A 22,270-nucleotide genomic window follows, 5' to 3' on the forward strand; every position below is an offset into this window, starting at 1 on the left:
TGACCGGAAAGTTGAGGATTCTGACAAACCGTTATATGTCGGGGTCAAACGGACCGGTCCACAACATGTCAGCCACGTCCGGCAGACGTCGCCGCCGATGAAAGACATAATCGAGGTGTGGCGCGCGACACAGTTGAGACTCATTTCACCCAGGCGGTTGCGACGCTGAAGGCGGGCCCGCCGCGAGATCCGGCGCTGCCGGTCCGCGAGGGCGGCGCCCTGACCGGCGAGCAGTGCATGACGCTGTTCCTGCGCCAGCTCGACAGCCGCCTCCTGGACATCGCGGCCCGCTGGCTGCGCGAGCGTGACGAGGGCTACTACACGATCGGCTCGGCCGGCCACGAGGGCAACGCGGCCGTCGCCGCCGCCCTGCGGCCCACCGACCCGGCGCTGCTCCACTACCGCTCCGGCGCGTTCTACCTGACCAGGTCCGAGCAGGCGGGCAGGCTGCCCGAGCAGGGCATCCGCGACGTGCTGATGGGCCTGACCGCGGCGGCCGACGAGCCGATCGCGGGTGGCAGGCACAAGGTGTTCGGCCATCCCGACCTGGCCGTCATCCCCCAGACGTCGACGATCGCCAGCCATCTGCCCAGGTCGGTCGGCGTGGCGTTCGCGATCGAGCGGGCGGCGGCGGTGGTCACGCCGCCCCGCTGGCCCGCCGACGCGGTCGCGGTGTGCAGCTTCGGCGACGCCTCGGTCAACCACGCCAGCGCCCAGAGCGGCTTCAACACCGCCTCCTACGCCACCTACCAGGGCCAGGCGCTGCCGCTGCTGTTCGTGTGCGAGGACAACGGCATCGGCATCAGCGTCCGCACGCCCAAGGGCTGGGTGGAGTCGGCCCTTCGGCGTCCCGGCATCGAATACTTCGCCGCCGACGGCTGCGACCTCGCCGAGGCGTACGACGCCGCCGTCCGCGCGGTCCGGCACGTACGCGAGCGCCGCTCCCCCGCCTTCCTCCACCTGACCACCGTGCGGCTCATGGGGCACGCCGGCTCCGACGTCGAGCAGGCCTACCGCACGCAGCGCGAGATGAAGGCCGACCTGGAGCGCGACCCGCTGGTGCGCACGGCGGCGCTGCTGGTGGAGGCCGGGCAGAGCACGCCCGGGGAGCTGCTCAAGATGTACGAGTCCCAGCGCGAGCACGTGCTGCGGCTCGCGCTGGAGACGACGCGCAGCCCGCGGCTCGGCTCCGCCAAGGAGATCATGGAGCCGATCGCCCCGCGCCGGCCGGAGCTGATCGCCAAGATCAGCCCGATGGCGGCCGCGCCCGCGGAGCGGGAGAAGGCGTTCGCCGGGGCGCTGCCCGAGAACGACAAGCCGATGACGCTCTCGCAGGCCGTCAACCGCACGCTCGCCGACGCGCTGTCCGTCTACCCGGAGATGACCGTGTTCGGCGAGGACGTCGCCAAGAAGGGCGGCGTCTACGGCGTGACCAGGGGGCTGCAGAAGCGGTTCGGCCCCGGCCGGGTGTTCGACACGCTGCTGGACGAGCAGGCCATCCTGGGGCTGGCCCTCGGCGCCGGCGTGTCGGGGCTGCTGCCCGTGCCGGAGATCCAGTACCTCGCCTACCTGCACAACGCGCTCGACCAGATCCGGGGGGAGGGGGCCACGCTGTCGTTCTTCTCGCGCGGCGCCTACCGCAACCCGATGGTGGTCCGGGTGGCCGCGTACGCCTACCAGAAGGGGTTCGGCGGCCACTTCCACAACGACAACTCGGTGGGCGCGCTGCGGGACATCCCCGGCCTGGTCATCGCCTCGCCCGCCCGTCCCGACGACGCGGCCGCCATGCTGCGCACGTGCCTGGCGGCGGCGCGCACGTCCGGGTCGGTGTGCGTCTTCCTGGAGCCGATCGCGCTCTACCACACGCGCGACCTGTTCGAGGAGGGCGACGGGGGCTGGCTCGCGCCGTACGCGCCGCCCGGGCGCTGGCCGGAGACGCACGTGCCGATCGGGCAGGCGCGCTCCTACGGCGACGGGCGCGACCTGACGATCGTGACGTTCGGCAACGGGCTGCGGATGAGCCTGCGGGCCGCGGTGCGGCTGACCCAGGAGGGCTACGGGTGCCGCGTGCTCGACCTGCGCTGGCTGGCGCCGCTGCCGATGGAGGACCTGCTGCGGGCGGCCGAGCTGACCGGCAACGTGCTGATCGCCGACGAGACCCGGCACACCGGCGGCGTGTCGGAGGGGATCATGGCGGAGCTGGCCGACGCCGGGTTCGCCGGGAAGCTCGCGCGGGTGACCTCGTCCGACAGCTTCATCCCCCTGGGCGGCGCGGCCGATCACGTGCTGCTGTCGGAGGCGGAGATCGAGCAGGCGGCGCGCAAGCTCCTGGGGTGAGCCCTCAGGAGCCTCAGGAGGTCGAGCGGGCGACGGCGCCTCTGATGCACGTCGGCTTCGACCAGGCGACGGTCGAGCTCTGCGAGATGCGGAGCGGGACTCCCACCAGGAAGCAGTAGCCCCTGGCCGGGTCCAGTCCCGCGACGCGGGTCGCGGTGGCGCCCTGGCCCAGGGCGGTGATGGCCTGATCGCCCTTCTTGATCGGGGAGCGCTGGAGGACCACCGGATAGCGGCGGGCGCCGGCGGGGAGCGTCCATCGCAGCTCGACCAGCGCGCCCTGGTCGGCCGTCACCTTCAGGCCGCGAGGGGTCAGCGCGGCGATGGACCGCTTGTCGATGGGCTCGGTGTCCTGGGTGCCCGGCTCGGACGCCTCGGGCCGGGTGGCCTGCGGTGTCTGGTTCCGCTGGAGCGACAGGTAGACGGCCGCGCTCGTGCCGCCGATGACGACGGCCGCCACGGCGGCGCCGATCACGAGGCCCCGTGGCAGGCGCGCGCCCCCGCCGGGGGCGGTCACCCCGCCTCGCGCCGGCGGGGTGGTGGCCGAGACCCCGACGGGCGGCGCGGGCGCGCCCGGCCGCCCCGTGCCCGGGACGCCACCGGTGCCCGTCGCGTGCCGGCCCGTCGCGTGGATCTCTCCGGTGCCCCCCGCCCGCGCTTCCGGCGCGAACGGCGACGGCTGCGCCTCGGGGGCGAACGGCGACGGCCGCCCGGGACCGCCGGGCAGGTGATGGCCGGTGGACGGCAGGTGGTTGCCCGTCGTCGGGAGCCGGTGGCCGGTGGACGCGGGCTGGGACGTCGCGGGCGGCTGGGGACTCCCCGGGGGCGGGGGTTCGCCGGTCGGCGGGTCGTCGAAGCGGGGGCGGGGCACCGTGGCCATCGCCGGTCCCGGACCGGGGTCCTGGCCCACCAGGTCGGTCACCGGCAGCCCCAGCTCGGCCTGCACCTCCTGCAGCCGCCTGGCGAACTCCCGCGCCGACCCGTACCGGGCCTCCGGCTGCTTGGACATCGCCCGCAGGACCGTCTCGAGGACCGGCGGCGGCACGTCGGTGCGGTTGATCGGGGGCGGCTCGATGCTGAGCACCCGGTACATCAGCGGCGCGATCGACGGGTCCGTCGGGTTGTGGAACGCGGGCTGGCCGGCCAGCAGGTGGTAGAGGGTCGAGCCGAGCGAGTAGATGTCGGTCGAGGCGGAGTGGGGCTGGCCGGTGAGCACCTCGGGGGCGGCGTGCAGCGGCGTGAACGCCTGCGACGTGGCCGAGATCTCCGAGGAGTCCACGACCCTGGCGACGCCGAAGTCGGCGATGGCGAGCTCGCCGTAGCGGGAGATGAGGATGTTCTGCGGCTTGATGTCGCCGTGCAGGACCCCGGCCTCGTGTACGGCGGCCAGCGCCCCGGCCAGCTTCACCCCGGCCCGCAGCACGTCGGGCACCGGCAGCGGCCCTTCCTTGCGGACCTTGTCGCGCAGCGAGCCGTTCTCGAAGTAGTCCATCGCGATGTACGGCTTGCCGGAGCGGGTGACACCGGTGTCGAAGACGGTCACCACGTTGGGGTGGCCGGTCAGGCGGCCGGTGAGCTGCAGCTCGCGCTGGAACCTGCGCATCGTGCGCTGGTCGACCCGGTCGACGGACAGCACCTTCAGCGCCACGACCCGGTCGAGGCGCTCCTGGTAGGCGCGGTACACGACGGCGAAGCCGCCCTGGCCCGCCTGATCGAGTACCCGGTAGCCGGGCGCGTCCTCGACTGGCAGCACGGCACTCCCCCCTGTTGCAGGCGAGTTTAGTGCGTATTTTGGGGGTTAGAGCGGATTCATGAGGTACGCGCCGAAGGCCGCGGACACGACCGCCACCAGCAGGAAGAAGAACACGTAGAACCCGCCGGGCAGGACCGTCAGCCGGGCCAGCTGGTCGGCGTCGGAGTCTCGCGCCTGCCGCCTGCGCCGCTTGCGCTGCAGCTCGATGATCGGCCTGATCCCGCCGAACAGCAGGAACCAGACCGCGACCAGGGCGACGACCTGCTGGGCCTCGGCGGGCGCGTACATGATCAGGGCGAACACGGCGCCGCCGGTGGCGAGCAGGATCAGCGCGCCGTACAGGTTGCGGATCAGCAGCAGCATGCAGACCAGGAACAGCAGCACGCTCCAGATCAGCAGCGTGATGTGCCCCATCTCGGTCAGCCAGGCGGCGGCCAGCCCCAGCAGCGAGGGCGCCAGATAGCCGGCGAGCGCGGTCAGGACCATGCCGGGCCCGGTGGGCCGGCCCCTGGTCAGCGTCACGCCGGAGGTGTCGGAGTGGAGGCGGATGCCTTCGAGCTTGCGCCGGGTGACCAGCGCCATCAGCGCGTGGCCGCCCTCGTGGGCGATCGTGATCAGGCCTCTGGTCACCTGCCAGGGCATGCGGAAGCCGACGAGCACGAACGCGGCCAGAGCCGAGACCCCTACGACCCAGGGGTCGGGGTCAGGCTGAACCTTGATCAGGTGGGCCCAGAGCTGTTCCATCGAGGAGAAACCCTATCCAGGTAAAGTCCCGTCCGTGGCAACAGAACGACTTTCTGACGCCAAGGTGCCGGACTGGTGGCGCGGGCTGGGGTTGCCCGGCCTCATCGACCTGCACGTCCACTTCCTGCCGGAGCGGATGGAGCGGCGGGTGTGGCACCACTTCAGGCACGGCGGCCCGCTGATGGGCGACGGCTGGAAGATCGAGTACGAGTGGCCGGTGGAGGAGCGGGTCGCGCGGCTGCGGGCCATGGGCGTGCGCGCGTTCCCCGCCCTCGCCTACGCACACAAGCCGGACATGGCGCTCGATCTCAACGCCTGGACGCTGGAGTTCGCCCGCCGTACACCTGAATGCATCCCCTCGGCGACCTTCTACCCGGAGCCTGGGGTCGTGGAGTACGTGCGCCGGGCGCTGGACGACGGGGCCAGGATCTTCAAGGTGCACCTGCAGGTCGGCGGGTTCGACCCGCGGACGGGCGAGCTGGACGAGGTCTGGGGGCTGCTGGCGGACGCGGGGGTGCCGGTGGTGACGCACGCCAGCTCGGTGCCGGTGCCGGGGGGGCACGTCGGCCCCGGGCCGATCGGCGAGGTGCTGCGCAGGCATCCGCGGCTGCGGGTGGTGATCGCGCATCTGGGGATGCCGGAGTACGACCCGTTCTTCGAGCTGGCCACCCGCTACGAGCGGGTCGCGCTGGACACCACGATGGCGTTCACCGACTTCAGCGAGCTGGGCATGCCGTTCCCCGAGCGGCTGCGCCCGGCATTGCTTGATCTGGGCATTTCGGGCAAGGTGGTGCTCGGCAGTGACTTCCCGACGATTCCGCACCCCTACGCTCATCAGCTCGACGCGCTCGCCCGGCTTGACCTGGGCGATTCCTGGTTGCGGGCAGTGTGCTGGGACAACGGCGCGGCCATGATCTGATGGAGGGGTGAACGATCGGCACGTGGCGCTCATCGGCGCTTTCTACGACGCCCTGGGGCGCGCTGACCTCGCGGCCATGGAGCGCTGCTACCACCCCGAGGTCAGCTTCGGCGATCCGATCTTCCTGGAGGTCCGGGGGCGTGACCGCGTGATGAGTATGTGGCGGCTGCAGCTCGGCGTGCGCGACGGCCTGGAGTCCGCCTACCGCGACGTGACGGCCGACGACTTCACCGGCACCGCGCACTGGACGGCCCGCTACACCTTCTCCGGGACGGGGCGCCGGGTCGTCAACGAGATCGACGCGCTGTTCAGGTTCGAGGGCGACCTGATCGTCCGCCACCACGACGAATTCGACTTCAAGCGCTGGTCGAAGATGGCGCTGGGCAGGCCGCACGGGATGGTGTTCGGCTGGACGCCGATGTGGCGCAAGACCATCAGAGACCGCGCCGTGCAACGACTCGACGAACTCTCGTCATTCCAAGGGGGGTGACATGGCCAGGGTGAAGGGGTTCAGGCGCAGCGCCGACGTCCACGAGGAGGCGCCCGAGCACTCGATGGACCCGCGTGCCACGGAGGAGCGGCCCCACCGGCCGACCGTCATCGACAAGGCCGTCTACCTGAACGGCGAGCGCGTCGCCACCCCCGGCTCCCTCGCCGACGCCTTCGAGCGGCTCAAGGAGATGCCGGACAGCATGGCCTGGATCGGCCTCTACCGGCCCAAGGAGTGGGAGCTGGTCAAGCTCGGCGAGGAGTTCGAGCTGCACGAGCTGGCGCTGGAGGACGCGATCGTCGGCTCCCAGCGGCCCAAGGCCGACCGCTACGGCGACACGCTGTTCGTGGTGCTGCGGGCCGCGCGCTACCTCGACGACGTGGAGGAGGTCGCGTTCGGGGAGGTGCACGTCTTCGTCGGCCCCAACTTCGTGATCACCGTACGCCACGCCGAGGCCCCCGACCTGCAAGCCGTCCGCAAGCGCATGGAGTCCGAGCCCGAGCTGCTGCAGCAGGGCCCGCAGGCGGTCCTCTACGCCATCCTCGACGCGGTGGTCGACGGCTACGCGCCGGTGGTGGCCGGGCTGCAGAAGGACATCGAGGAGATCGAGGCCCAGGTCTTCGGCGGCGACCCCTCGGTGTCGCGGCGGGTCTACGAGCTGTCCGGCGAGGTGATCGAGTTCCAGCGGGCCACGGCGCCGCTGGTGGGCATGCTCCACGCGTTCATCGCGGGGGCCTCCAAGCACGGGATGAACGACGAGCTGCAGAGCTACCTGCGTGACGTGGCCGACCACGCGATCACGGTGGCGGAGCGGATCTCGGCGTTCCGGCAGATGCTGCAGGACATCATGCTCGTCAACTCGACGCTGGTGACGCAGGCGCAGAACGCCGAGATGGCCAGGATGACGGAGGCGAGCATCCGGCAGGGCGAGGAGGTCAAGAAGATCTCCGCCTGGGCCGCCATCCTGTTCGCGCCGACGCTGGTGGGAACCATTTACGGGATGAATTTCGACTTCATGCCCGAAACGCACTGGATATTGGGCTATCCGTTCGCGATCGTGCTGATGGCGGCCGTCTGCCTGACGCTCTACCTCGTCTTCAAACGCCGCGACTGGCTCTGAGCGTCACCACGTGGCCCCGATCACGATCCCGACCACAATCAGGGCCACGAGGGTGACACGGATGGCGGCGGCCACCTCAGGATCCTCAGGCGTCCAGGCCCGCATGCGCTTCCAGGCGCTCCAGCCGCTGGACGAGTGGCTGGAGCTCCTGGCGGATCGCGGCGGACAGCATCGCCTGGACGGCGGCGGGCCGGTTCTGCCCTCCCTCGCCGCTCTGCTGCGCCTGGGCCCGCAGGTGGACGTACCCGGCCAGGGCCGCCACCACGGCGCGCCTGGCGAGCCTGGGCTCGACGCCCAGCCCGCGCAGGACCTGGCCGGCGGTCCCGTCGGGCTCGGCGACCAGGCCGAGCAGGAGGTGCTCGCAGCCGACGTAGTTGTGGCCGAGCGAGGTCGCCTCCGTGACGGCGAACTCCAGCGCGTTGGCCGCCGTCCCGCCGAAGTGGCCCGGCTCCGGCGCGCCCGCCTCTCCTGAGGCGGGCAGGTGGCGGGCGAGGTCGCGCTTGACCTGCTCGGGGTCGATCTCCATGGCCCGCAGGACGTGCAGCGCGAGGTTGGTCCCCTCGCTCAGCATGGCGCCCAGCAGGTGCCCGGTCCCGACCGCCGCGGCCCCGTCCGCCAGGGCCTGGTCACGGGCCGTCTTGAGCACGGTGCGGGTGGTGGGCGTCAGGTGCGTCAGCGCCCCGGTCGGCTCCTGGAGGTCGAGGTCGCTCAGCACCGTCTCCCTGATGGCGGTCACCCGGCGCACCGCCTGCTCCAGCGCCCGCTGGCACACCGCCGAGACCGGCACCCCGGCCTGCTTGACCGCTTCGGCGAGCTCGTCCGGCAGATAGACGTTTATCTTCGGCATACCCCTACAATAACCCCTATGGGGTTACATGCGTCAAGCGTCCGGGAAGTCGATCAGGGCCTGCTCGGCCTCCCTCACCGCCGCCTTCAGCTGGGCCGCGAAGAACCCCACCCGGTCAGGCCCGAAGCGGGCCGAGGGCGCCGAGATCGACAGGGCGGCCAGGGCGGTGCCGCGCCCGTTGCGGAGGGTGGACCCGATGGCGGAGACACCGCGCTCCGTGCCGTCGACGTTGAGCGCGTACCCGCGCGCCCTGACGTCGTCGAGCTCGCGGGCCAGGGTCGCGCGCTCGTGGTCGGCGAGGTCGGGGTACAGGTCGCGGAGCTGGTCGTGGGGCAGGGTGGCGAGCAGGACCTTGCCGCCGGAGGACCGGCGGGCGGGCAGGATCGTGCCGCGGCGGTCGCCGACGTGGAGGATCTGCGACGACTCCACGCTGTCCAGGAAGCGCACCTCCGTACCGACGCGGATCATGAGGTTCACGGTCTCCGCGGCCCGCGCGCACAGGGCCTCCATCGTGGGCCTGACCCGGGCGCGCAACTCGCGCAGGACCGCGCCGCCCGCGCCGGCCTGCGTCGAGGTGAGGAACGGCCCCGGCAGGTACGTGTGCTGCTCGTCCTGTACGGCGAAGTCGCGGTAGACGAGCATGGCCAGCAGGCGGTGGGCGGTGGAACGGGCGATGCCCAGCTCCCTGGCGACGTCGGCGACCTTGAGACGGCCCTGGTCGCGCAGCATGTGGAGGAGCAGCAGCACGTTGTCGACGGAGCCCAGGGCGTACGCGGGCCTGTTCTTCATAGCAGAATGGTAGTGCCGTATGCAGAATCAGCTCCTAGCGTGGGCTCCATGAATCCAGAGGAGAGGCTCTACGCCGACTTCGCGGCGGAAGACCTGATCCCGTTGTGGACGCAGGTCGGCGACCTGATGCCGGAGCATCCGAAGCCGAAGGCCCGGCCGCGCGTGTGGGAGTGGAAGACGCTCTACCCGCTGGCCGAGCGGGCCGGCGAGCTGGTGCCCGTCGGGCGGGGCGGGGAGCGGCGGGCGATCGCGCTGGCCAACCCCGGTCTGGGCGGGCTGCCGTACGCGACGCCGACCCTCTGGGCGGCCATCCAGTACCTGGGCCCGCGCGAGGTCGCCCCCGAGCACCGCCACACCCAGAACGCCTTCCGCTTCGTCGTCGAGGGCGAGGGCGTCTGGACCGTCGTGAACGGCGACCCGGTCGCCATGCGGCGCGGCGACTTCCTGCTGACGCCCGGCTGGCACTTCCACGGGCACCACAACACCACCGACGCGCCCATGGCCTGGATCGACGGGCTGGACATCCCGTTCGTGCACTACACCGACACCTCGTTCTTCGAGTTCGGCCCCGACCAGGTCACCGACGTGACGACGCCGAGCGCGTCGCGTTCCGAACGGCTGTGGGCGCACCCGGGGCTGCGTCCCGTGTCGGCGCTCCAGGCCACGCCCAGCTCGCCGATCGCCGCCTACCGGTGGGAGCACACCGACCGGGCGCTGGACGAGCAGCTCGCGCTGGAGGACGAGGGCCATCCCGGGGTCGTCGAGCCCGGCCACGCCGCCGTCCGCTACACCAACCCCACCACCGGCGGCGACGTCATGCCCACGATCAGGGCCGAGTTCCACCGGCTGCGGGAGGGGAGCGCGACGGCCGCGAGACGGGAGGTCGGCTCGTCGGTGTACCAGGTGTTCGACGGTGAGGGGTTCGTGACCCTCGACGGCGAGGAGCGGCGGCTTTCGCGCGGCGACCTCGTCGTGGTGCCGTCGTGGTGCGCGTGGTCGTTCCGCGCCGAGACCCGTTTCGACCTGTTCCGTTTCGCCGACACGCCCGTTTTCGAGGGGCTGCACCAATATCGAGAGGAGTTCGTGTGAGGGATCTGAACCGGCTTCGGGAGGAGAGCTCGTGAAGCTCGCGACGCTGCGGCTGCCGGGCCGTACGACCGCCGCCAGGATCGACGGCGACCAGGCCGTGGAGGTCGGCGCGCCCGACGTCGGGGCGCTGCTGGCCGATCCGGGCTGGCGGGAGCTGGCGGCCGCCGCCGACGGACCCCGCCACCCGCTGTCCACGGCCGACCTCGCCCCCGTCGTGCCCAGGCCGGGGAAGATCATCTGCGTGGGGCTCAACTACCGCAACCACATCCTGGAGATGGGGCGGGAGCTGCCGCAGTATCCGACGCTGTTCGCCAAGTTCACCGAGGCGCTGATCGGGCCGTACGACGACATCGCGCTGCCCGCCGTCTCCGAGTCCATCGACTGGGAGGCCGAGCTGGCGGTGGTCATCGGCGCGGCGGCCCGGAACGTCTCCCCCGAGCAGGCCACGGCCTCCATCGCCGGCTACTCCGTGCTCAACGACGTGACGGCGCGCGACTACCAGACCCGCACGCTGCAGTGGCTCCAGGGCAAGACCTTCGAGTCGAGCACGCCGTTCGGCCCGTTCCTCGTCACGCCCGACGAGCTCGAAGGCGTGACGAGGACCATGCAGTGCGAGGTGGACGGCGAGGTGGTGCAGGAGACGGACACCGCCGACCTGGTCTTCGGCCCGGCCGAGCTGATCTCGTACGTGTCGGAGATCATCACGCTGCGGCCTGGGGACGTCATCGCCACCGGCACGCCCGGAGGCGTCGGGCACGCCCGCAAGCCTCCCCGGTACCTCGCCGACGGGAGCAAGGTCGTCACCCGCATCGCGGGCCTCGGCGAGCTGGTGAACGTGGCGCGCCGTAATGCCTGATCCGGGCTGGATGGACGCCGGCACCGCGTACTTCGAGGCACGGGTACGCGGTGCCGATCTCGAACGGCCGAGCCGGCTGCCCGGGTGGACGGGGCGGCACGTGGTGGCGCACGTCGCCGCGAACGCCCGCGCCCTGGGCCGGCTGGTGCACTGGGCGCGTACGGGCGAGGAGCGTCCGATGTACGCCTCGGCCGAGGCCCGTGACGCCGAGATCGAGGAGCTGGCCGCCCGGCTGGACGGCGCCGCGCTGGAGAGCCTGGCGCGGGAGACGTCCGAGGAGTTGCGCAAGGCCCTGGGCGAGCTGTCCGGGGCCCAGTGGGACGCGCGGGTGCGGACCGCTCAGGGGCGGCTCGTGCCCGCGTCCGAGGTGGTGTGGCTGCGGACGCGCGAGGTGTGGGTGCACGGCGTGGACCTGGGCGGGCGGTTCGAGGACCTGCCGGGCGAGCTGGTGGACGCGCTGATCGCGGACGTGACGACGCTGTGGGCGCGGCGCGGCCAGGAACCGGCGCTGGTCCTGCGCCCCACCGACCGCTCCACCGCCTGGCCGGTGGCCGGGCCGCCCGAGGCGGACGACCTGCCGGAGGCGCGGGGGACGGCCGCCGAGGTGGACGACCTGCCCGAGGTGCGGGGGATGGCCGCCGAGCTGGCCGCCTGGATCACCGGCCGCGGGCCCGCCCCCGACCCCGCCGCCCCCGCCATCGGCCGCTGGCTCTGAGCCGGCCGAGCAGCCGGCGGCCGGGACCCGGACGAGGGACCTGTCCGGCCACGCCTACGCCGACCGGTTGTACGGGGGGTGGAGCGTGACGGGCCCGTCCGGGGTGTGGACGGTCAGGGCGTCGCCGGAGGCGGACACGCGCGGGTCGTCCGTGCCCGGCACGATCACGGTCAGCACGGCCGCGGCGGCGGGGGAGACCACGGTCGCCACCTCGGCGGTCCGCAGGTAACCGGTCGAGACCAGCCCGGGGCGCACCCCCTGCCCCTCCCCCGGGAACTGCAGCAGCGTCACCCGCCAGTCCCCGTCCCCGAGCACCACCCGGCCCCCGCCCTGGAAGACCACCTTCAGCGACGGGTCGAAGTGCCACAGGCTGCGCAGGGTCCCGCCGGCGACCGAGTCGTGCACGGCCATCACGTCGGCCCCGTGGTTGACGAGCCCGTGGTTGACGAACACGTGCCGGGTCCTGGTGACGCCGTACGCGTCGTCGGCCAGCTCGAAGGACTGGCGGGACGGCTCGACGGACGACCCGACCAGCCTCGTCGCGGTCCCGGGGCGGAAGGACCCGGCGACGACGGGCACGTTGTGCGCCTCGGGCGAGCGCGTCCACTCCACGTACCCGGTCCGCTCGTAGGAGTGGAACCCGGCCTCGACGAGGATCCGGCGGCCCTGGGCGCTGTAGGTGACGCCGAGGTGGTCCTCGTGCCCGTGCAGCCGCCGGCCGGGCCCGAACCTGATCGAGTAGAACGCGGATCGCGGGTCGTCCCAGGCGGTCCGGCCGAAGACGTACCCGCCGTCGAACACCCGCACCACCGGACCCTCGTGCGGGAACCCGGGGGCGCGGGTGTCGGCCGGGCTGTCGCCGATCGGGGCGAGGCGGCCGTCGGGCTGGGTGGCGTGCGCGACGTACGCCTCCAGGGCCGTGCGCCGGGCGATCAGCCGCTGGGGCGGTTCTGCGCCGCTCTCCTCGATCGCCCGCAGCGCCGCGCCGAGCCGCCGGTGCACGTACAGGCCGTAGCGGGGCGCCTGTTCCTGCAGCACCCCCTGGGCGTCGATGGCCAGCTCGGCGGAGGCGGTCATCCTGCGGACGGCCAGGTCGCGCCAGCGCGCCCGGCCGAGCCTGCAGCCGACGACGAGCAGCGCGATGTCCTGGTCCAGGCCGTGGTTGTGGCCCGCGCGGTAGAGCGCCGAGTCCGCCAGGATCTCCCCGTGCTCGGCGAGGCTGTCCCACAGTGCGCGGCTCCGCACGTGTTCGCTGAGGCACACGAGCGCCGGGGCCCGTAACGCGACCGCGTGCTCGGCCCACGCCCACGGGCTGACCTCGCGGCCGCGGCGCGGGTTCTCGCGGATCCAGTGCTCGGCCAGGGCACTGGCGCGGTCGAGGTACGCCGGCTCGCCGGAGCGCTCGTACTCGGCGACCAGCCGGCCCATCCAGCGCAGCGCGTGCAGGTTCAGCGCCCAGGAGCGGTTGCCGTGCGGGTTCGCGGTCCAGTCGACGTCCGTGCCCAGCTCGACCGGCGGCAGGCCGACGAACGTGACCCGCCCGCGCATCACCTCCTCCACCTTGATCAAGGGAAACTGGTCGTTCAGGCAGATGGCCTTGCCCGAGGTCGTACGCCAGAACACGTCGAGGCTCCTGTTTCAGGGCGCGCGAAACCCACGCGCCGGCGTCGGAAAGCTCTAGCGGGGACCCCGGTCGGTCCAGCCCGCCTCGATCACGCGCTCCGAGCGCGGGGACCGGCCGTCGTCGGTGCAGGAGAGCACCTGCGAGGTCGCCGGGTCGATGACGAGCGTGCGCCGGGTGCCGTCGGGCAGCACGTACGAGAACGCCTCCCCACGGTCGCGCTCGCCCAGGTACCGGACCTCGGGCAGGTCGGCGAGCGCGCGGTACGCGGCGGCGCGCACGGCGGGCGGGGACGGCTTGGTCCACAGCAGGCCGCTGAGCGCGTCGGCGAGCAGGCCCCTGGACGGCAGCATCCCCGCCACCCGTTCCCTGAGCGCGACCGGGTCCGTGGGCAGGCTCTCGATCTGCTGGAACGTCAGGTCGCGCCCCGCCATGCTGAACGCCGACCGCCCCGTGACCGGCACGATCCGGCCCTGCACCGAGGTCCACGCCCGGCCGTCCCTGGCCGCCCAGAGCTCGATCACCTGGGATCCGTCCCTGACCTTCTTGATGCGCCAGTAAGTCCCGTCAGGAACGTGGCCGGAGGCGGCGGTGGTGGCCGCGGCCAGCAGCACGGATCGTCCGGAGGCGGCCGGTTGGTGGATCACGAACGCCGCCGCCAGCGCCATCGCCACGGCGGGGACCGCCAGCCACGTCAGCCGCCTGCGCCTGCGTGCCGCCGTCACCCGCCGCCACACCCTGGCCCGGGCGTCCGGGTCCGGGCGCGGCCGGCCGTACAGCTCTCTGATGTGCTCCATCTCATCCATGGATGGGCACCTCGATCTCGCCGAGCAGGGCGCGCAGCTTCTTCCTGGCCCGGCTCAGGCGGGAGCCGACGGTGCCGTACGGGATGCCGAGCGCGGTGGCGATCTCGTCGTGGCTCAGCCCGGCGAGCGCGACGAGCAGCAGGACGTCGCGGTCGCGGCGGTCGAGCTCGGCCAGGGCGGCGGCCAGCTCGGGGCGCAGGCTCTGCGCGCTGACGCGGCGCGCGACCGAGTCCTCGTGCCCGGGGGACTCGGGGTCGGGGCCGCAGCGGCCGAGCGCGCGCAGGGTGCGGGCTTCGAGGCGGCGGTGCTTGCCGATGAGGTTCGTGGCGATGCCGTACAGCCAGGCGCGCACGTTCGCGCGGGCCGGGTCGTACTGCGCCCGCTTGCGGAACGCGGTGAGGAACGTCTCGGCCACGACGTCCTCGGCGTGGTCGGGGCCGAGCCGCTGGGCGACGTAGGCGTGGATCTCGCCGAAGTGGGCGTCGAACACCGCGGCGAACCCGTCGGCGTCGTCGAGAACGTTCGGCCGCGAACTGCCCGTCCCCCCGTGGACGTGCGCGCGAGCCGTCCACGGGGCCCGCGTCGCGATGGTCTCCCCCGTCATGTGCAGCCTTCCGGTGAATCAGTGGTCATCTCTTATCACCCGATGCACCGGTTCGCTTTCACGGGATTCGTTCGAGAAAACGGCGGACGTCGGCGAGCTCGGCGTCGAGCAGGCCGTCCGGCAGCTCGTCGAACGGCTGGACGCTCACCTTCGCGCCCTTCCGCCCCCACACGCCCCTGATCACGCCGCCGACCAGCACGACCGGCCGCAGGACACCGCCTCCCGGGAACACCTTGCCGGCATGCTCGGGCGCCAGGATCGGATCGCGGCCGCGCCAGCCCATCAGGTACTCGTCGAAGGCGGGCAGGAGGCGCGCCACGGGCTCCTCCGCGGCGGGTGGCGGCTGGGCGGCGCTCAGGCGCCAGGCCGTGCGGGCCTCGCCGAGCGGCAGGCCCGACCAGGCGGCCAGGTCCTCGGGCTCGGCGGGGTGGTGGGCGCGGCGGTAGCGGGTGCCCAGCTCCTTGAACGCGCGCTCCCGGTCCGGCTCGGGGGTGACGGGGGCGCCCAGCCAGTCGGCGGCGTGCACGTACGTGGGCTTGCCCGCGCGGAGCGGGCCCAGCACCGCCAGGCCGTGGTGCGCGGCCAGCCCCACCAGGTGCACGACGCCCTGGCCGGTGGCCCGGCCCGCCAGGCGCTCCTCCAGGTCGGCCTTGGTCAGCGGGCCCTGGCCTTCGAGGGCGGTGGCGATGAGCCCGAGCAGGTCGTCGCCGGTGACGCCCTCCTCGTGGAGGCGGCGCAGGGTGTTCGCGGCGCCGCCGGTGAGGGCGTGCAGCCAGGGGAGGTCGTCGGCGTGCACGAAGTGGAGGGTGCCGCGCGGGCCCCAGGTTCTGACGATCTCGCGAGACCGTATCGCGTCCTCGACGTCCTGCCTGGTGAGGGTGGCGGAGCGGGCGCGGAGGGCGAGCATCGCGGAGGGGACGTCCTGGGCCTGCATCGCCGCCAGGCGCCGGACGATCTCGCCCGCGGCCAAGCCCGGCGGGCGGTGCAGGAGCTGGGACTCCACGCTTCTCATGCTCGCCGTCATCTCAGGAGGAGGCGGTTGCGCAGGCGGGTGGTGAGGGGGGTTCTGGCGCGTACGGCTCTGCGGATGGCGTCGCTGCGCCGCCAGGCCGCGGCGGCGGCGTCCTCGGTGACGGCGTCGGGGGCGTACCGGACGAAGTTCGAAATTTCGGCCAACGGCTGGATGTGAGTGGAAATATCCCCCGAGCCCGCCTGCCTGGCGACGACGTCCTCGGCCGTCAGAGCGGGCTGGTCCCCCAGCCCCAGGTCGTCGCAGGTCTGCCGCCACGCGCCGAGCACCCGCCGCTCGGGCCCTTCGGCCCGGCGGCGGTTCCGCCTGCGCCACCACGGCACCGCCACCACCGCTCCGGCGTACGCCACCAGCAGCGCCCCGCCCGCCACCGACGCGATCAGCCAGATCGCCGGGCCGCCCGGCGCCTCCTCGCCGTTCCCCGTCGCCTCCGGCCGGGACGTCTTCGGCCGGTCGCCGCCACCCTGGGTGAACTCGCCCTCCAGCTCCTCGCTCTCCTCGATGGCCGAGGACACGACGTCATGGTCGTCCTTGGCGCCGCTGCGGCCCGGCGTGGGGTAGAACGGCTGCCAGCCGAGCCGGTCGAACTTGATCTCCGCCCAAGCCATCACATGACCCGATTTGACGTGATAAATACCACCGGACTTCTCGCCCGGCCTGAACCCCACGACCACCCGCGACGGCAGCCCGAGCGTCCTGGCCATGAGCGCGAACGTGGTCGCGAACTGCTCCGACGTCCCCCGGTGCGTGGTCTGCAGGAAGAACTCCAGCCCCTTGAGCGAGTGCCCCGGGGGCGCGGTGACGTCATAGCTCGCGTTGGTGCGCAGGTACTTCTGCAGCCGGTACGCCCGCGTGATCGGCGAGGTCGCGCCCTTGGTGGCCTCCTGGGCGAGCCTGCGGAACAGCCGCTGCTGCGGCCCGGCCGGGAACGCGGTCAGGCCCGGGTCGTCGACGGGCGTGGCGTCGAGCAGCTCCTGCCTGGACGGCCGGGCGACCTTCGAGGTCACCTCGTAGCTGAACCCCTTGGCGGGCTTGGCCCCGGCCAGCAGCGCCCCGCTGTCGGGGTCCACCCCCAGCCCCCGTACGCCGCTGACCTGCTCGGGCCGCTCGGCCGCGGGCAACCAGGTGCCCGGCAGCCCGTCGAACGTCACCTTCTGGTGGACGACCTCCGCCCTCCCCGTCCAGCCGGTCTCGGGCACCCGGCCGCCGGTGGGCTGGAACCGGGCTCCGGACGTCCATCGGACGCCGTCGTACCGGTCGAGCACGGCCAGCCGCCAGTTGAGCGGTTTGTCGGCCTTGACGGTGAACAGCTCCCTGTCGGGGATCTGCAGCCACGCCGAGACGCGGTCCAGCGGGCTGACGCTGTCGACGCGTCGGGGCGGAGGCAGGTCCACGTCCTGCCGCGGGTTGTACGGCTGCGCGGCGATGGGCAGCAGCGGGCCCACGACCAGCGCCAGCGCGGCCAGCGCGGCGGCGACCGGCAGCCCGCCCAGCAGCCAGAGCGGCGGACGGTCGTCGCGCAGCACGGCCAGCGCGGCGATCAGCACGAACAGCGCCCCCGCGACGGGCAGGTTCGAGCCCTCGCCGTCCACGCCCAGCAGGAGCGCGGCGCCGTGGACGAGCAGGGCCGGGAGGGCGGCGACGATCCTGGTGCGGGTGCGGGCCAGCGTCTCGGCGCCGATGACGGCGGCCCCCCAGACGAGGGTGTGGACGAGGACGAGCAGGTGCGGCTCGGGCCGGGCGGGGAGGAGGGTGGTGAGCAGGGCGTGCCACGCGTTCGCCACGTCGGCGAAGACCGCCGGGTTCGGGGCCTTGTAGAGGAGGACGGTGCCCGCGAACCAGAGGACGACGTCCAGGAGCAGGGCCTGCCAGAGGGGGCGCCGGCCGAGGATCGCGGCGACCACGGCGGGGGCGATGGCCGCGGGGATCACGGCGGTCAGCAGCTCGGTGCCGGGGAACACCCGGTGGAACCCCCACCCGGCCACCCCGGCGAGGGCCGCCGCCACCGCCGCCCCGGCCAGCCGCCGCCACAACGGCTCCTCCGCCCGCGACCCGCCCTGCCCCGTCCCCCGCCCCTCGCCGGGCACGATCGCGTCCGGCGCGCGCCCGTGCCGACCGCCCGTGCGAGGCGGGCCGAGGGTGGGGTCCACGGCATGGTGGGTCATCGGGAGCCCCAGGCCAAGGGGAGCAGGTCCAGGGAGGCGATCGGCAGGACCGCGACCCCGGGAACCGCGACCGCGCCGGGGCCGACGTACACGCAGATGACGCGGTCGAAGCGGCGGCGCACCCCCGCGACGCGCCCCGCCTCCGCGGGGTCCGGCGTGACCAGGACCAGGGAGCCGCCGCCCCGCGCCAGGCGCAGCGGCTCCGCGACGGCGCCCGTGCCCGTCCGCACCAGGGCCAGGCGGTCCAGCACCGTCTCGGGGTCCTTGGCGTCCGGTACGGGGCCCTCGCCGGTGACGAGGCGTACCGGGAAGCCCGCCCTGGCGGCGGCGAGCGCCACCGAGGCGGCGGCGTCCACGGCCAGCTCCGTGAGGTCGCGGGTGTCCAGGACGACGGTGGTCGTGGGCAGACTGGCGTCGATGAGCTGGCGGACCATGAGCGTCCCGGTGCGGGCGCTCGACCGCCAGTGGACGTGGCGCAGGTCGTCGCCGACGACGTACTCGCGCAGGGTGTGGAAGGTGACCGTGCCGCTGGGGGCGTTGTCGCTGGTGGGGCCCTCCAGGTGGTGGGCCCGGCCCGATGGGGGGACGGCGAGCGCGACCGTGCGGGGCCGTACCAGGAGGGTGACGGGCGACCCGTACGACCTGACGCGGCGCGTGAGCCCGAACGGGTCGGCCCGGACGAGCAGCAGCGGCCCCACCGGGATCTCGCCGCGGACGTCGGTCGGCAGCGGGTACGACACCGCGCGCACGGCCCCCTTCGGCAGCCTGGGCAGGTCCACGGTGTGCTCAGCGGCGCCGATCCGGTCCTGGGCGCGCAGGCCGGACAGTCCCCGGCGGCCGAGGTTGGTCACGTTCAGGACGGCGACGGCGGCGTCCCCGCGCGGCACCTTCAGGGGCGTGACCTCGCGCCGCACCTCCAGCCTGGGCCTGGGCGCGGTCCACGCGAGCGCGGCGGCCAGCGCGAGCAGGCCGCCGGTGGCCAGCACGACGGGCTCGGGGTAGCCGAGCGCGAACCCCGCCGCGTACAGCGCGAGGGACCCGGCGAGGGTTCCCCAGCCCAGCGGGGTCAGCACCGCGGTGAGCCGCTGCCAGGCAGCCGGTGGCGGGGTTCGCACCTACGCCGCCTGCGGCACCGGCATCCCGGCGAGGATCTCGCCGAGCGCGGCCGCGGCGGTGACCTCGCGCAGCTCGGCCTCGGGCGTGAGGATCAGCCGGTGCGCCAGCACGGGCGCGGCCAGCGCCTTGACGTCCTCCGGCACGACGTAGTGCCGGCCGGCCGCGGCCGCCTTGACCCTGGCCGCGCGCAGCAACGCCAGGCTGCCCCGAGGGCTGGCGCCGAGCCGCAGGTGAGGGCTGGTACGGGTGGCCGAGCACAGCGCGACGATGTAGTCGTACACCGCGTCGGCCACGTGGATCCGCGAGGCGAAGTCGATCATCCCGGCCACGTCCGACGACCGCGCCACCACGGGCAGCCGCTCGACCTGCGGCCCGGTGGGCATGCCCTTGAGCACCTCCACCTCGGAGGCGTGGTCGGGGTAGCCGACAGAGATCTTCATCAGGAAGCGGTCGAGCTGGGCCTCGGGCAGCGGGTACGTGCCGTCCATGTCGACCGGGTTCTGCGTGGCCACCACCAGGAACGGCCTGGGCACCGGATGCGGCTCGGCGTCCACCGTGACCCGGCGCTCCTCCATGACCTCCAGCAGCGCGGCCTGGGTCTTCGGCGAGGCCCGGTTGATCTCGTCGGCGAGCACGATGTTCGCGAAGACGGGACCGTGGTGGAACTCGAACTTCTGGTGCGCCTGGTTGAAGATCGACACGCCGGTGATGTCGCTGGGCAGCAGGTCAGGGGTGAACTGGATGCGCCGCCACTCGGCGTCCACGCTGGCCGCCAGCGACCTGGCCAGCGTGGTCTTCCCGGTGCCGGGCACGTCCTCCACGAGCAGGTGCCCCTCCGAGAACAGGCAGATCAGCGCCAGCTCGATCGCCTCGTGCTTGCCCCGGATGATGCGCTCGATGTTGCCGGCGAGCAGCTGGAAGCGCTGCGCGAACTGCCCGGCCAGCTGCGCGCTCTGCTGCGGCGGCTGCTGGTAGGGCTGCTCGAACTGCTGCTGGGCCGGCTGCTGGTAGGGCTGTTCGACCCCTTGCTGCTGGTACGGCTGCACGGTCTGCTCGAACTGGTCCTGGTAGTTGTACTGGGTCAACTGAGCCCCCCTCCTCAGTCGGTGCACTCGAAGAGCGGCCCCTTGGGGAAACCGCCGTCCGGAGTAGCCACCAGGGTGTCGCTGAGCCACCCGTTCCCGTACTGCGTTTCAACTTTGTTCCAAATGTCACTTGTGGTGCCGTCTTGCGACTCGGTGACAGATTGGCCCTTGACCTGGCAGATCACGGTCACCGTGATGTACTGCCCCTGCGGGATCTTGCCGACGTTGTCGTTGCCGTTCTTGGCGGGAGTCGGCCGGATCAGCGTGTTGGTCTGGTCGTTGTTCTTGTTCTTGTACTGCTGCCTCGGGTAGGCCAGGTCCACCTCGGTCGTGGCCACGTCCGGGCTCTCCCCCGCCGCGTTCTTGGCCTTGAGCTTGAACGAGTACTTCTGGTTGTTCTTCAGCCCGTCCACCGTGAACGACGTGCCCTTGATGTCGTTGCCGGTCGCCGCGCCGGTCAGCTCGTACGTGACGCCGTCGTCGGCGTTGGCGGGGGCGCTCCAGTTCAGCTCGGCGCCCCGGTTCTTCGCCTTGGCCTCGAAACCGGTCGGCGAGCCGGGCGCCACGCAGGGCTTGGCCCCGGCGCTCGGCTCCGACTCGACCTCGCCGCCCGCCCAGTGCGCGACCACCACGAACGTGTACTCGTTCGCGCAGTCCCCGCCCGTGAACTCGAACTGGAACGGCCCGTTCGCGTCCACCGACTGCGGCACGGACCGGCCGGCGCCGGACGAGGTCTTCAGCGTGTAGCGCACGACCTTGCCGCCGGTGGACGGGCTGAAGCCCACCGTCACCTTGCCGGGGCCCGACCGCGCGCTCACGGCGCCGGGCGCGGACGGCGCGCTGGGCGACGGGGTCGGCGTGGGCGACCTGGTCGGCCCGCGGCTCGGGGTCGGAGTCGGAGTCGGCTCGGCCTCGCGGGTCGGCTCGGCCTCACGGGTCTCCGTGGGGCGCGGCTCGGTCCTCGTGGGCACGGGGTCGGGCCGGGTGTCCGTCCTGGACGGCTCCGGGCGCGGCGTCTGCTTGGGCTTGGGGGTGTTGGTCGGGCCCGGTACGTCGGAGTCGTCCTTGTCGACGTCGTGCTTGCGGCCCTCGGGGTCGATGACGACCGCCTTGTCGCCGTTCTCGTCGTTGGCCCAGAGCAGGCCGTCCTTGACGAACACGTCCACCGGGCCGGGCGCCCGGGCCACCTGGAGCGTGGTGGGGCGGCCGCCGTCCGCGCTGTCCCAGACGATGAGGGAGCCCTTGCCCTGGTCGGGCACGTACACCTTGGTGCCGAGCACCTGCGGAACGCCGAGCTTGGCGGGGTCGTCCGACTCGAACTTGGTGCTCAGCACCGAGTTGGACGAGGTGTCGATCACCACCAGCAGCCCCGAGTCGCCGGCCGTCAGGATCGGCACCAGCGAACCCTCGGTCGTGGCCGGGGTGAGCGCGCCGCCCTTGGCGGCCTGGGCCACGCCCTTGGGCAGGGTGATCTCGCCGACGCCGCCGTCCGCGCCGATGACCATGGCGGTGGCGGCCCGGCTGTTGACCACGACGGGCAGGCCGCCGGCGATCGTGACCGCCAGCTCCTCGCCCGGCTCGCCGACCTTGAGCGGGCTCGCCGCGGCGCCGTTCGACACCGGTACGACCTGGCCCTTCGCGGTCACCGGGACCCACAGCCGGCCCCCGCCGTCGATGCGGGCCGCACCGAGCGGCCCCGGCAGGGTGATCGGGGCGCCGACGGCGTTCAGCGTGGCCGGGTCGATCCGCTGGACCTTGCCGGAGGCCGGGTCCACGGCGTACCCGGTGTCGCCGGACACCGCGAGCTGCAGCCCGGCCGCGCCGAAGTCGCGGGTCTGGGAGACCGTGAGCTGGCTGGGGTCGACGCGGCTGACGTAGCCGGTCCCGTCGTCGACGAGCAGCACGTTCCCGCCGTCCTGGACGACGCGCAGCTGCCGGCCGGCCTTGTCGTCGAGGTAGCCGTCCACCTCCCCGGACAGGCCGTTGACATGCACGATCTTGCCCTTGGCCCGGGTCCAGAGCCAGGCGCCCACGTCGGCCAGCTTCGGGTTGGCGCTGGAGACTCCCACGCCGAACCACGCCGCCGCGGCCACCAGGACCACGGCCGCCACGCCGGCGATCACAGCGGTGGTTCGGTCGCCTCGGAGCATGCGCAACTGCACGCGTAACTCACCCCGTATGTACGAT

Annotated in this window: 19 protein-coding genes; 7 read left to right on the forward strand and 12 right to left on the reverse strand. The window is 73.0% G+C overall.

Features of this window, described 5'->3' with window-relative positions; all coding sequences use genetic code 11:
• Positions 1 to 117: 117 nt before the first annotated feature.
• A complete protein-coding gene (locus tag ACIBQ1_RS39845; protein WP_397285195.1) occupies positions 118 to 2,337 on the forward strand; it encodes a thiamine pyrophosphate-dependent enzyme in 2,220 nt (739 codons plus the stop codon).
• Positions 2,338 to 2,350: 13 nt separating this feature from the next.
• On the opposite strand, the gene ACIBQ1_RS39850 is transcribed toward ACIBQ1_RS39845, so the two are convergent.
• On the reverse strand, positions 2,351 to 4,087 hold the full coding sequence (locus tag ACIBQ1_RS39850) for a serine/threonine-protein kinase (RefSeq protein WP_397285197.1): 1,737 nt from the start codon (positions 4,085 to 4,087) through the stop codon (positions 2,351 to 2,353).
• A 45-nt stretch (positions 4,088 to 4,132) separates the two neighbouring features.
• On the reverse strand, positions 4,133 to 4,831 hold the full coding sequence (locus ACIBQ1_RS39855; RefSeq protein WP_397285199.1) for a M50 family metallopeptidase: 699 nt from the start codon (positions 4,829 to 4,831) through the stop codon (positions 4,133 to 4,135).
• A 34-nt stretch (positions 4,832 to 4,865) separates the two neighbouring features.
• Here ACIBQ1_RS39855 and ACIBQ1_RS39860 point away from each other — a divergent pair, with 34 nt between their 5' ends.
• The 3 genes from ACIBQ1_RS39860 to corA are packed head-to-tail and all read left to right on the forward strand — an operon-like array spanning position 4,866 to position 7,360.
• On the forward strand, positions 4,866 to 5,750 hold the full coding sequence (locus ACIBQ1_RS39860; RefSeq protein WP_397285201.1) for an amidohydrolase family protein: 885 nt from the start codon (positions 4,866 to 4,868) through the stop codon (positions 5,748 to 5,750).
• Positions 5,751 to 5,757: 7 nt separating this feature from the next.
• Positions 5,758 to 6,240, forward strand: a complete 483-nt coding sequence (locus ACIBQ1_RS39865) for a nuclear transport factor 2 family protein (RefSeq protein WP_397285203.1) — start codon at positions 5,758 to 5,760, stop codon at positions 6,238 to 6,240.
• A 1-nt stretch (position 6,241) separates the two neighbouring features.
• Positions 6,242 to 7,360, forward strand: coding sequence for a magnesium/cobalt transporter CorA (gene corA / locus ACIBQ1_RS39870; protein ID WP_397285205.1), 1,119 nt, complete (start codon positions 6,242 to 6,244; stop codon positions 7,358 to 7,360).
• Positions 7,361 to 7,445: 85 nt separating this feature from the next.
• Here corA and ACIBQ1_RS39875 read toward each other — a convergent pair whose 3' ends face one another.
• Both ACIBQ1_RS39875 and ACIBQ1_RS39880 read right to left on the reverse strand, forming a co-directional pair.
• Positions 7,446 to 8,207, reverse strand: coding sequence for a Clp protease N-terminal domain-containing protein (locus ACIBQ1_RS39875; RefSeq protein ID WP_397285207.1), 762 nt, complete (start codon positions 8,205 to 8,207; stop codon positions 7,446 to 7,448).
• 33 nt (positions 8,208 to 8,240) lie between these two features.
• Entirely contained in the window at positions 8,241 to 8,996 is a 756-nt protein-coding gene (locus tag ACIBQ1_RS39880) for an IclR family transcriptional regulator (RefSeq protein WP_397285209.1), read from the reverse strand.
• A gap of 6 nt (positions 8,997 to 9,002) precedes the next feature.
• On the opposite strand from ACIBQ1_RS39880, the gene ACIBQ1_RS39885 reads away from it, so the two are divergent.
• From ACIBQ1_RS39885 to ACIBQ1_RS39895, 3 genes are read left to right on the forward strand one after another with little or no spacing between them, the layout of a single operon-like run.
• Positions 9,003 to 10,085 carry a cupin domain-containing protein gene (locus tag ACIBQ1_RS39885; protein WP_397285211.1) on the forward strand — a complete coding sequence of 361 codons (1,083 nt, stop codon included), beginning with the start codon at positions 9,003 to 9,005 and terminating at the stop codon, positions 10,083 to 10,085.
• 31 nt (positions 10,086 to 10,116) lie between these two features.
• Positions 10,117 to 10,941, forward strand: a complete 825-nt coding sequence (locus ACIBQ1_RS39890; protein ID WP_397285213.1) for a fumarylacetoacetate hydrolase family protein — start codon at positions 10,117 to 10,119, stop codon at positions 10,939 to 10,941.
• Complete coding sequence (locus ACIBQ1_RS39895; protein ID WP_397285215.1) at positions 10,934 to 11,656, forward strand: maleylpyruvate isomerase family mycothiol-dependent enzyme; 723 nt, start codon at positions 10,934 to 10,936, stop codon at positions 11,654 to 11,656. The genes ACIBQ1_RS39890 and ACIBQ1_RS39895 overlap by 8 nt, the downstream gene beginning before the upstream one ends.
• 54 nt (positions 11,657 to 11,710) lie before the next feature.
• Here ACIBQ1_RS39895 and ACIBQ1_RS39900 read toward each other — a convergent pair whose 3' ends face one another.
• From ACIBQ1_RS39900 to ACIBQ1_RS39935, 8 genes are read right to left on the reverse strand one after another with little or no spacing between them, the layout of a single operon-like run.
• Positions 11,711 to 13,279 carry a heparinase II/III family protein gene (locus ACIBQ1_RS39900; protein WP_397285217.1) on the reverse strand — a complete coding sequence of 523 codons (1,569 nt, stop codon included), beginning with the start codon at positions 13,277 to 13,279 and terminating at the stop codon, positions 11,711 to 11,713.
• Positions 13,280 to 13,333: 54 nt separating this feature from the next.
• Complete coding sequence (locus ACIBQ1_RS39905; protein ID WP_397285219.1) at positions 13,334 to 14,083, reverse strand: hypothetical protein; 750 nt, start codon at positions 14,081 to 14,083, stop codon at positions 13,334 to 13,336.
• On the reverse strand, positions 14,076 to 14,687 hold the full coding sequence (locus ACIBQ1_RS39910) for an RNA polymerase sigma factor (protein WP_397285221.1): 612 nt from the start codon (positions 14,685 to 14,687) through the stop codon (positions 14,076 to 14,078). The genes ACIBQ1_RS39905 and ACIBQ1_RS39910 overlap by 8 nt, the downstream gene beginning before the upstream one ends.
• A 58-nt stretch (positions 14,688 to 14,745) precedes the next feature.
• Positions 14,746 to 15,690 (reverse strand): winged helix DNA-binding domain-containing protein, encoded by a 945-nt coding sequence (locus tag ACIBQ1_RS39915; protein ID WP_397285223.1) that lies wholly within the window; start codon positions 15,688 to 15,690, stop codon positions 14,746 to 14,748.
• A gap of 17 nt (positions 15,691 to 15,707) precedes the next feature.
• On the reverse strand, positions 15,708 to 17,882 hold the full coding sequence (locus ACIBQ1_RS39920; RefSeq protein ID WP_397285225.1) for a DUF3488 and transglutaminase-like domain-containing protein: 2,175 nt from the start codon (positions 17,880 to 17,882) through the stop codon (positions 15,708 to 15,710).
• Complete coding sequence (locus ACIBQ1_RS39925) at positions 17,879 to 18,997, reverse strand: DUF58 domain-containing protein (protein WP_397285227.1); 1,119 nt, start codon at positions 18,995 to 18,997, stop codon at positions 17,879 to 17,881. Before ACIBQ1_RS39925 ends, ACIBQ1_RS39920 begins: the two co-directional genes overlap by 4 nt.
• Positions 18,998 to 20,083 (reverse strand): AAA family ATPase, encoded by a 1,086-nt coding sequence (locus ACIBQ1_RS39930; protein ID WP_397285229.1) that lies wholly within the window; start codon positions 20,081 to 20,083, stop codon positions 18,998 to 19,000.
• A 14-nt stretch (positions 20,084 to 20,097) separates the two neighbouring features.
• Entirely contained in the window at positions 20,098 to 22,245 is a 2,148-nt protein-coding gene (locus tag ACIBQ1_RS39935) for a fibronectin type III domain-containing protein (RefSeq protein WP_397285231.1), read from the reverse strand.
• Positions 22,246 to 22,270: the final 25 nt, after the last annotated feature.

Origin of the sequence: Nonomuraea sp. NPDC050153 (genome assembly GCF_044460125.1) — a bacterium.
GTDB lineage: Bacteria > Actinomycetota > Actinomycetes > Streptosporangiales > Streptosporangiaceae > Nonomuraea.

What these genes read in the sequence shown, in the direction of transcription:
- ACIBQ1_RS39855 (WP_397285199.1), bottom strand. Translation starts at nt 4,831, where the DNA reads ATGGAACAGCTCTGGGCCCACCTGATCAAGGTTCAGCCTGACCCCGAC.
- corA (WP_397285205.1), top strand. Translation starts at nt 6,242, where the DNA reads ATGGCCAGGGTGAAGGGGTTCAGGCGCAGCGCCGACGTCCACGAGGAG.
- ACIBQ1_RS39875 (WP_397285207.1), bottom strand. Translation starts at nt 8,207, where the DNA reads ATGCCGAAGATAAACGTCTATCTGCCGGACGAGCTCGCCGAAGCGGTC.
- ACIBQ1_RS39880 (WP_397285209.1), bottom strand. Translation starts at nt 8,996, where the DNA reads ATGAAGAACAGGCCCGCGTACGCCCTGGGCTCCGTCGACAACGTGCTG.
- ACIBQ1_RS39885 (WP_397285211.1), top strand. Translation starts at nt 9,003, where the DNA reads ATGGTAGTGCCGTATGCAGAATCAGCTCCTAGCGTGGGCTCCATGAAT.
- ACIBQ1_RS39895 (WP_397285215.1), top strand. Translation starts at nt 10,934, where the DNA reads ATGCCTGATCCGGGCTGGATGGACGCCGGCACCGCGTACTTCGAGGCA.
- ACIBQ1_RS39905 (WP_397285219.1), bottom strand. Translation starts at nt 14,083, where the DNA reads ATGGATGAGATGGAGCACATCAGAGAGCTGTACGGCCGGCCGCGCCCG.
- ACIBQ1_RS39910 (WP_397285221.1), bottom strand. Translation starts at nt 14,687, where the DNA reads ATGACGGGGGAGACCATCGCGACGCGGGCCCCGTGGACGGCTCGCGCG.
- ACIBQ1_RS39920 (WP_397285225.1), bottom strand. Translation starts at nt 17,882, where the DNA reads ATGACCCACCATGCCGTGGACCCCACCCTCGGCCCGCCTCGCACGGGC.